Source organism: Candidatus Omnitrophota bacterium, assembly GCA_028716165.1.
In the GTDB taxonomy this organism is placed as follows: Bacteria; Omnitrophota; Gorgyraeia; order JABMRG01; family JABMRG01; genus JAQUQI01.
This window is the reverse complement of the sequence record JAQUQI010000009.1, coordinates 49,350-58,344: the sequence shown is the minus strand read 5'-3', so window position 1 is coordinate 58,344 and position 8,995 is coordinate 49,350. Positions and strand designations below refer to the sequence as shown.

Here is an 8,995-nt window from a genome sequence, read left to right as displayed (position 1 = left end):
CATGGCCTCCGCCTATGCCGGCAAATCTCTGCCTGCCGACCGCGTCTATTTCATCCATAAATATAATGGCGCCTTTGCCTTCTGTTTTCGCGGATTTCTTCGCCTGCTCAAACAAATCGCGCACCCTCGCGGCGCCTACCCCGACAAACATCTCCACAAAATCCGAACCGCTTATGCTGAAAAAGGGCACGCCCGCTTCTCCGGAAACGGCCTTGGCAAGCAATGTCTTGCCGCAGCCCGGAGGCCCCATCAATAAAACACCCTTGGGCATCTTGCCGCCTAACCTCTGAAATTTCTTAGGGTCTTTTAAAAATTCAATAACCTCCTGCAATTCCTCTTTTGCTTCGTCAACCCCGGCGACATTCTTGAATGTTATCCTGCCTTTGTCTCCGGATATTAACCGCGCGCGGCTTTTGCCAAAAGACCATATCCTGTTAGCGGCGCCTCCCGCGCCGGAACCGCGATAGAAAAAAAACCACAGCAGGCCAAAAAATAACAATGTCGGCCCCAAAGCGTAAAACAGGTTGGAAAGAAATGTTTTTGAAGACTTTACCGTGACATCGGCAACATTGTTCCTTATCGTCTTGATTATGTCGGAATCGTTAACCGGTATATTTACCGTAAACTTTCTTCCGTCAGAAAATACGCCTTCTATTTTATCTTCAATAATTACTATCTTGGTTATGCGCTGGGTAGAGGGATTATCTTCCAGTAACCTGTATAACTGGCTGTAGGCAACAGCCCTTGGCAGATTGGAAATACCATCCATTGACTGCGAACTAAGCCTGTAAAACATAATAAAAAGCAAAATAGTGATTATCCAGAATACAAGGCCGGAAGGCCTGTTTGATGGGGGTTTTATTTTCGGTAATCTGCCATGCTTTAATAACCTGCGCGCGTTTTTGTTCCCAATACCGTTTGCCATTATAATCCTCTTATTGTATAATTCAGTTAGGCTGTTATAATAACAAATAATGCTTATCTTGTCAATAATTCCAGCCTTACGATGTCCGAAGACGTACTTTTTACACGGCACCTGTCTGATATTCTTATTCCGGGAATGCACAGGATATCTCCCGCAGATGAGGCAAGGACCGGGATATGAGAGCGCCTAAGGCGGGGTATCTTATCGTCAATAAATAAATCTGAAACTTTTTTATACCCGCTCATGCCCAGAGGCCTTATCCTGTCTCCATGCCTGCGGCAACGCAGTACAAGGGGCATGTCTGAATTCTTAATAGAAATATACTCTACAAATCTTGGTTTTTTCACCAGATCAGGCATACGCCTAACCCGCCTGATATTAAACCGGCGGCTTCCAAAATACGCCGTAAAAGGTATCTTGGCAATCATCAAATCCTGTTGGCGCGCTTCGTTTTTTTGCCGTCCGCGGACTGCTATCCTCAACCGCCTGCCGGCTTTCTCAACAATAATATTATTGGGCAGATTGACAACAGCATTATCGCGCCTGGCCTGGATTAGAGATTCTATCTCTTTCCAGTGCCTGTATTCTATATTATCAAGACTGCCGCGCAAACAGCCAATCGCCTGTCTTATCAAACCTCTCTTAACCGAAGTATACTGCTTACCGATATCGGCGAGAAGAAACACTATGCCTCCATCCGCTTTTATACGCGCGAGCCTCTTGAACTTATTTTTGTAAACAAAATCCAGATATTCATAATCTCTACGCGCAAGTTCAGCGGTATTCAGCAGGCAATCTTTAATATCAGGGTTATAGTCTCTCTGCAATAAAGGCAAAAGGCTTAATCTTATCCTGTTGCGAAAAAATTTTGGCTCTCTGTTGGAGCTGTCTATCCTGGGCCTTATATTTTTAGAAGCAAGATATAACTGAATTTCCCTGCGTGAAACATCAATCAACGGCCTGATAACGGTTATTTTGCTGACAACATTTTTAACCGGTATACCGCTTAACCCTCTTAAACCCGCCCCCCTTATTATCCGCATAAGCACGGTTTCCGATTGATCATCTTCCGTGTGGGCGGTAGCAATGACTTCTATGCCGTGTTCTTCGCCTAACCTTGAGAAAAAATCATATCTCTGCCGCCTGGCTGCGGATTCAAGGTTGAGTTTATGCAATCGTGAAAATTTTTTTGTATTCTGCCTGCATACTGCGACAGGTATGTTCAAAGACCTGCCTGCCGCCTCAACGTAAGCCTGGTCTCTATCGGATTCTGCGCCCCTCAAACAGTGGTTCATGTGCGCTATCAAAAGCCGCAGACCCATTTCCTTTGAAATAACGTCAAACGCATACAGCATAGCCATGGAATCCGGGCCGCCGGAAACACACAGTATCAGCCTGCCGCCTTGATGAATAAGGCCGTGTCTTGAAATTGTTTTGCGTATCTTATCAATCATTATAAATTATGAGCGGGAACGGGTATAAACAGACCGCGCGAACAAGGAAAATTAACAAAAAACGCTAAGGATTGGTAGCGGCGAGTGGGATCGAACCACTGACAACACGGGTATGAGCCGTGTGCTCTGACCATCTGAGCTACGCCGCCGCAATCAACATACGCCAAACGGAAGGATTATATCAAAAAATCTGTCTTATAACAAGGGCTAATTCCCGCATTACCAATACTGGCCCTTAAAAAACTTTTAGGCAAAGCCGGGCCGTGGGGTGCCTTAATTCCAAAGTCCGGTTTATGCTTGCGGTTACCTGTAATTGTTAAAAGACAAGGGTATTGGAAAATCCATGGCCTTGATATGGCCGATTACTGACTGGAGGTCGTCTTTTTTGGATGATGACACCCTCACCTTTTCACCCTCTATCTGACTTTGCACCTTCAGGCCGAGGTCTTTTATACGCCTTACTATCTCTTTGGCATTCTCTTTTGATATGCCGGTAGATATCTTCACCGTCTGCTTGACATTGTTTCCAAAAACAGATTCCGGGTTATTAAACACTATCGCTTTCGGGCAGATACCCCTTTTGATTGTCCTGGTAAGCAGGATATCACGTAAAGCCCGCAGTTTAAATTCATTTGAAGATACTAATATAATCTCTTTTTCGTCTCTTTTATACTCAATAGAAGAATTAGTGTTTTTGAAATCATACCTTGAAATTAATTCTTTCTTTGACTGCTCAACGGCATTATCCATCTCGTGCATATTGACCTCTGACACTATATCAAAGGAAAAGGTCTCTTTCGCCATGATATCCTCCCCTATAAAAAATACACCGAATCCGGCCTTTGATTTCGCCGGCTGTTTATACGTTAAATCTTATTTCTAAGATATCGCCATCTTCAACAATATAGTCCTTGCCTTTGAGATACGCCTTGCCGGCCTCTTTCGCTTTTATCTCGCTGCCCAGGCTTATCAGATCGTTATATTTTATCACCTCGGCCCTGATAAAACCGTTTTCCAGGTCTGTATGTATGGCCCCGGCCGCCTGCGGCGCATAACTGCCGAAAGGTATAGTCCATTGCCGCACTTCATCAGGGCCTACCGTAAAAAAGGATATCAGATCCAGCGCCTTTATGCACAGAGTGGTAAGGACATAAACAGCCGGACTGCTTATGCCAAGCGCTGACAGGTATTGAATTCTCTCCTGTTCCGACTCAAAAGACGCTATCTCCGATTCAACCTTGGCGCAAGCGCTCATTAAATAGATATCAGAACCCTCGTATCTTTTTTGCATATCGCGGCACAAGATATCACTGGACAATTCTTTCTCTGATATATTCAAAACTATCAACATCTTTTTCATGGTCAGGAAAGGGTAACTTGATATGATAGCCCTTTCTTCTTTTCCAAGGCCTAAAACCCGGATAGGCAGTCCCTTGTCAAGATGTTGTTTCAATTTTTCAAGCAGATCTTTTTCTTTTGCCGCTTTTTCGTCTTTGAGTTTCTTTAGGCCCTTTTCAATACGTTCCAGCCTCTTTTCTATAAAAAGCATATCATGAAGAAGTATCTCTGAATTGATATTGTCTATATCTCTCTGAGGGTCAACTGAACCGGCTACATGATAAACCGATTCGTCCTGAAAACATCTGACTACATGGCATATGGCATTTAATTCAGCTATATCCTTGAATATGCCGTCCTGTGAAAAAGAATCCTTTTCTATCTTAGGCAAAAGCTCTATATCAACCCTGGCTCTTACTTGTTTTTTAGGATTATACATGGAGACAAGCAGATCAAACCTTGGATCCTTTATCTCCGCAACCGCCTTGATCGGTTTGCCTGATATCAAATCTTTTTCGGCAAGCGGGTGATTGGTAAGCGCTTGAAAAAATGTTTTTTTTCCAGTCTGGGGCAAGCCTATAATACCTATCTTCACAACCTTAACCTCGCCTCTTAAGCGGCAACAAGCAGCCGCATTGCGGCATTATCCACAGAGAAATCGCCATTAAACGGACAGCGTCGCTCAAAACCCGCGCACTAAAGATAGTGTTTTAAAAAAATACAGCCTATTTATGCCTTGCTTCTTTTGCCTGCCGGGCCTCTTCAAGTATCTTTTCAGTAAGGTCATTCGGCGCCTTTATGTATTTTTCAAAATGCATGGAATAGACGGCGCGGCCGCTGCTGATGGTCCTCAACGATGAGGCATAACCAAACATTTCGGATAAAGGGGTTTCGGCAATAAGGATTTGCTGGTTTACCTTTGCCTCCATACCCATGATCTTACCTCTCCTGGAACATATATCGCCTGTGATATTTCCCATGTATTCCTGGGGCGTGGTCACCTCAACAGACATATAAGGCTCCAGAATAACCGGATCGGCTTTTAAAAACGCGTTTTTAAAACACTCTGCCGCGGCAAGTTTAAATGCCAGTTCAGAAGAATCCACTTCATGGTATGAACCGTCAACCAGAGTGACCTTTACATCAACGACAGGATGCCCGGCGTAAACGCCTCTCTGCATAATATCAATAATGCCTTTTTCCACAGCCGGAATATATTCTTTAGGGATACTGCCTCCTTTTATGGCATTGACAAACTCAAAACCCTTTCCGGATTCGGCAGGTTCTAAAATAATCTCAACATGGCCGTATTGGCCCCTGCCGCCCGTCTGCTTAACATGCTTATAGCTTTCCTGACAGGACCGCAAAATAGTTTCTCTGTATGCTACCTTTGGAGCGCCCACATCGGCTATAACATTAAACTCACGCTTTAACCTGTCAACTATTATATCAAGATGCAGTTCTCCCATACCCGATAATATAACCTCTCCAGTTTCCTGATCTGTCTTGACAGTAAACGTGGGGTCCTCTTCCGCCAGCCTCATAAGCCCCTTACCCAGTTTATCCTGATCGGATTGGGTATGGGGTTTAACGCTTAATGACATGACAGGCGACGGAAATTCAATGGCCTCCAGCAATATAGGATTATCTTCATCGCAAAGGGTATCGCCGGTAACGGTGTGGTCCAAGCCTATGGCAGCGGCGATATCACCGGCATATATGTCTTCACGCGGCTCCCTGTGGTTGGCATGCATCTGCAATATCCTTCCCACCCTCTCTTTCTTGCCTTTGGTGGCATTTAAGACATATGAACCTGCCTTGAGGCATCCGGAATAGACCCTGAAATATATCAGCTTGCCCATATGAGGGTCCGACTGCACCTTAAACGCCAAAGCAGAAAAAGGTTCATTGTCATCCGGTTTTCTTTCAAGTATTTTTTCAGAGTTATCAGGATCAGTGCCCGTGACAGGCTTCTCATCAAGCGGAGAAGGCAAATAATCATTAATGGCATACAAAAGCCTCTGTATACCTTTATTCTTGAACGCCGAACCACAGAGTATAGGGACTATTTTATTAGCAATAGTCCCTTTCCTGATGGCTGTCATCAGCTCATCATTGGTAATACTTTCCTCGTTTTCTATGTATTTCTCCATAAGATTGTCACAGACCTCGGCGGCGCGCTCTACCATAATATGCCTGTATTTTTTAGCCTGATCTACATATTCGGCAGGCACGCTTTCCACATCAAAATCCTGGCCCATGGATTCATCATCATATATATACGCCTTCATTGTTATAAGGTCTATAACACCTCTGAACGTGTCTTCAGCGCCGATAGGTATCTGCAATGGAAGCACGACCGCGCCTAAATCCTTTTCAATACTCTCTTTGACCGCGAAAAAATCCGCGCCTACACGGTCCATCTTATTGACAAAGGCTATCTTAGGAACATTATACTTATCCGACTGTCTCCACACTGTTTCAGATTGAGGCTCAACACCGCCTACGGCGCAAAATACCGCTACGGCTCCATCCAATACCCTTAGACTTCTTTCAACCTCAACCGTAAAATCAACGTGGCCCGGGGTATCTATAAGATTGATTCTATGGTCTTTCCAATAGCATGTGGTGGCCGCGGATGTGATGGTAATGCCTCTTTCCTGTTCCTGAACCATCCAATCCATCTGCGCTTTTCCGTCATGGACCTCTCCTATCTTGTGGGATTTTCCGGTATAAAAGAGTATGCGTTCGCTTAATGTCGTTTTCCCGGCGTCAATATGCGCCATGATACCGATATTTCTTACCTTATTCAAATCTATCAAACGTGCCATTTTCTCTCCTGTTTTAAATAAAAAACCTTCTCTTGGTCAACATAACACCAGAAGAAGGCCGTGTGTTATATAGATTAATTAGATAAATATGATATATGATTTTAAAAAATATGTCAATAATATCTTTTGCCGGGCCTGCGCGATCTGCCGATGCGGGACCGGATACCCCGCGCTCGGCATTCTGCCGCCATGAAACACTGTTTATTTTTGGAGCCTGATTTTGTGCTGATGAACAGCATCCCGTAATAAACGGCAATAAAGATCAAATCCCACAGCGGCAATATAACCATGTTGTTGGGTACCCAATATATTACCCGCGCCTCTTATCTGCAGGTCCTCCATCGCTATCTTAAAACCCGAACCAAGCTGGGTAAAACGCTCTATTGCCATAAGCCTGCGGCGTGAATCTGCCGGTATATCCCGCTTAGACACCAGGCACAGGCAAAAAGCCTTCACATTAAACCTGCCAACCCTGCCTCTTAGCTGATAGAGATCTGCCAGGCCGAATTTATCCGCGTTATTAATAATAATAGTATTCGCGTTAGGGATATCAATACCCGACTCTACTATTGTTGTAGATACCAAAACACCTATCCTGCCTTTTATAAAATCCAGCATCACGGCCTCAAGCTCTTTGGCCGACATCCTGCCATGCGCCAGGGCAACGCGCGTACTACTGCCGCAAAGGCCCTGTATTCTTTTTGCCATCTTATCAATACCATCTATCCTGTTATTGATAAAATACACCTGGCCTTTCCTTGATACTTCGTTTAATATAAATTTCTTCAGCAAGCTATCATCGTAGGCGGATACGATTGTCTTTATCGGCAGTCTGTCGGGCGGCGGGGTGTTTATAACGGACATGTCTCTGGCGCCGGTAAGAGACATGTAAAGAGTGCGCGGTATTGGAGTGGCCGTCATTGTAAGCACGTCAACAAGCAGTCTCAAGGTCTTAAACTTTTCTTTTGCCTTTACCCCAAAACGCTGTTCCTCGTCAATAACAACAAGGCCTAAGTCCTTAAAGATTATATCATCCGAAAGGAGCCTGTGGGTCCCTATCACGATATCTATGCTCGCGTCTTTAAGCCCGGCAAGCACGCGGGCTTGTTCACCCTTCGTGCGAAACCTTGAAAGCATCTGGATATTTACCGGATAATCCTTCATTCTTGTGCAAAATGTATTGTAATGCTGTTCGGCAAGTATCGTAGTCGGAACAAGAATAGCCACCTGTTTATTATCCATTACCGCCTTAAAAGACGCTCTTAAGGCCACTTCTGTTTTTCCATAACCGACATCGCCGCATAATAATCTATCCATAGGCTTTGACGCCTCCATATCAGCCTTTACCTCGGATGACGCCTTTGCCTGATCTATAGTGTCCTTATAAGGAAAAGACCCCTCTATTGTCTTCTGCCAATCCGTATCCTTTGAAAACAAAAACCCCTTAAGCTTCATGCGGCTTGCCTGCATATGAAGCAGTTCAAGAGCGTATGAAGAGGCTATCCTCCTGGTCTTATCCTTGGCCTTTTGCCATGCCTTTGAGCCAAGCCTGCTCAACCTTGGGGCATGTTTATAAAAACTTATGTATTTTTGTATTAAATTTATTTCACGCGCGGGGACATAGAGCTTATCTTTATCCGCGTATTCAATCAACATATAATCCCTGACATCCCCTGCCTGTTCTTTTACTTTTTTGAGGCCTCTGTATATACCTATACCGTGGTCTACGTGGACAACAATATCGCCGGGCATAATATCCACGAAATTATCAATAGGCATGGTCTCGCCAAAATCCGGCGGATTAACCCTTTGGGCTCGTGAATGGGTTAAAACAAAAGGGGGTATCATAATCATCTGATGCAAAGATGACATTTCCGATGAGATCAAGTTGAAGGAATATATAGCGTTTATTTTATTATCGCAAAATTCAACCCTTATAGGGCAATCGTAACCTATTGGGAATACGTCAACCACGCCTCCCCTGTGAGCAAAATCCCCTTCATGGGAAACAAAACCGGACGGGGCATAACCCAGCCCGGAAAGCTCCTCCATAAAAGCCTCTTTTGACTTGTCCTGTTCGCGGTATAATTTTATTGACCCGGTCTCATTGCGGGTATGAGGAGGGAATGTCTTCATTTTTATTATAAATCCATGCTTGTCTTAAAAAATTCACATTTATAAGTTAATGCCTGTTTACGGCAGCGTAGGCTTTATTGACACCTGGATTCTTCAGATACTCCCGTTGGTCGCATATACTGTATTGGCACCTGGATTCTTCAGATACTCCTGTTCGTCGTATCTTCAGGATGCATTCGCACTTATAAGTTATGCTCCCTTGCGGTCGCGTATACTGTATGGTGCTTAGATCCTTCTAATGCTCCCGTATGCTGTATTGACACCTGGATCCTTCAGATACTCCCGTTGGTCGTATCTTCAGGATACATTCG

6 protein-coding genes and 1 tRNA gene are annotated in these 8,995 nt (G+C 44.4%); all 7 read right to left on the bottom strand.

Annotation, left to right across the window (positions count from 1 at the left end; translation table 11 throughout):
* Positions 1–925, bottom strand: a 925-nt coding sequence (locus PHV77_05400; protein ID MDD5504729.1) for an AAA family ATPase, incomplete at its 3' end; no start/stop codon positions are given.
* A 53-nt stretch (positions 926–978) separates the two neighbouring features.
* A complete protein-coding gene (tilS, locus tag PHV77_05395) occupies positions 979–2,379 on the bottom strand; it encodes a tRNA lysidine(34) synthetase TilS (GenBank protein ID MDD5504728.1) in 1,401 nt (466 codons plus the stop codon).
* 72 nt (positions 2,380–2,451) lie between these two features.
* A tRNA-Met gene (locus PHV77_05390) sits at positions 2,452–2,528 on the bottom strand.
* Positions 2,529–2,682: 154 nt separating this feature from the next.
* Positions 2,683–3,183: a YajQ family cyclic di-GMP-binding protein gene (locus PHV77_05385; protein MDD5504727.1), complete on the bottom strand. Its 501-nt coding sequence runs from the start codon at positions 3,181–3,183 to the stop codon at positions 2,683–2,685.
* Between the two features lie 55 nt (positions 3,184–3,238).
* Positions 3,239–4,312, bottom strand: coding sequence for a redox-regulated ATPase YchF (gene ychF, locus PHV77_05380; protein MDD5504726.1), 1,074 nt, complete (start codon positions 4,310–4,312; stop codon positions 3,239–3,241).
* 130 nt (positions 4,313–4,442) lie between these two features.
* Positions 4,443–6,548 (bottom strand): elongation factor G, encoded by a 2,106-nt coding sequence (gene fusA, locus PHV77_05375; GenBank protein ID MDD5504725.1) that lies wholly within the window; start codon positions 6,546–6,548, stop codon positions 4,443–4,445.
* A 201-nt stretch (positions 6,549–6,749) separates the two neighbouring features.
* The gene (locus tag PHV77_05370; GenBank protein ID MDD5504724.1) at positions 6,750–8,684 is read right to left on the bottom strand and encodes a CarD family transcriptional regulator; all 1,935 of its coding nucleotides are present in this window, start codon (positions 8,682–8,684) and stop codon (positions 6,750–6,752) included.
* Between the last annotated feature and the right edge of the window lie 311 nt (positions 8,685–8,995).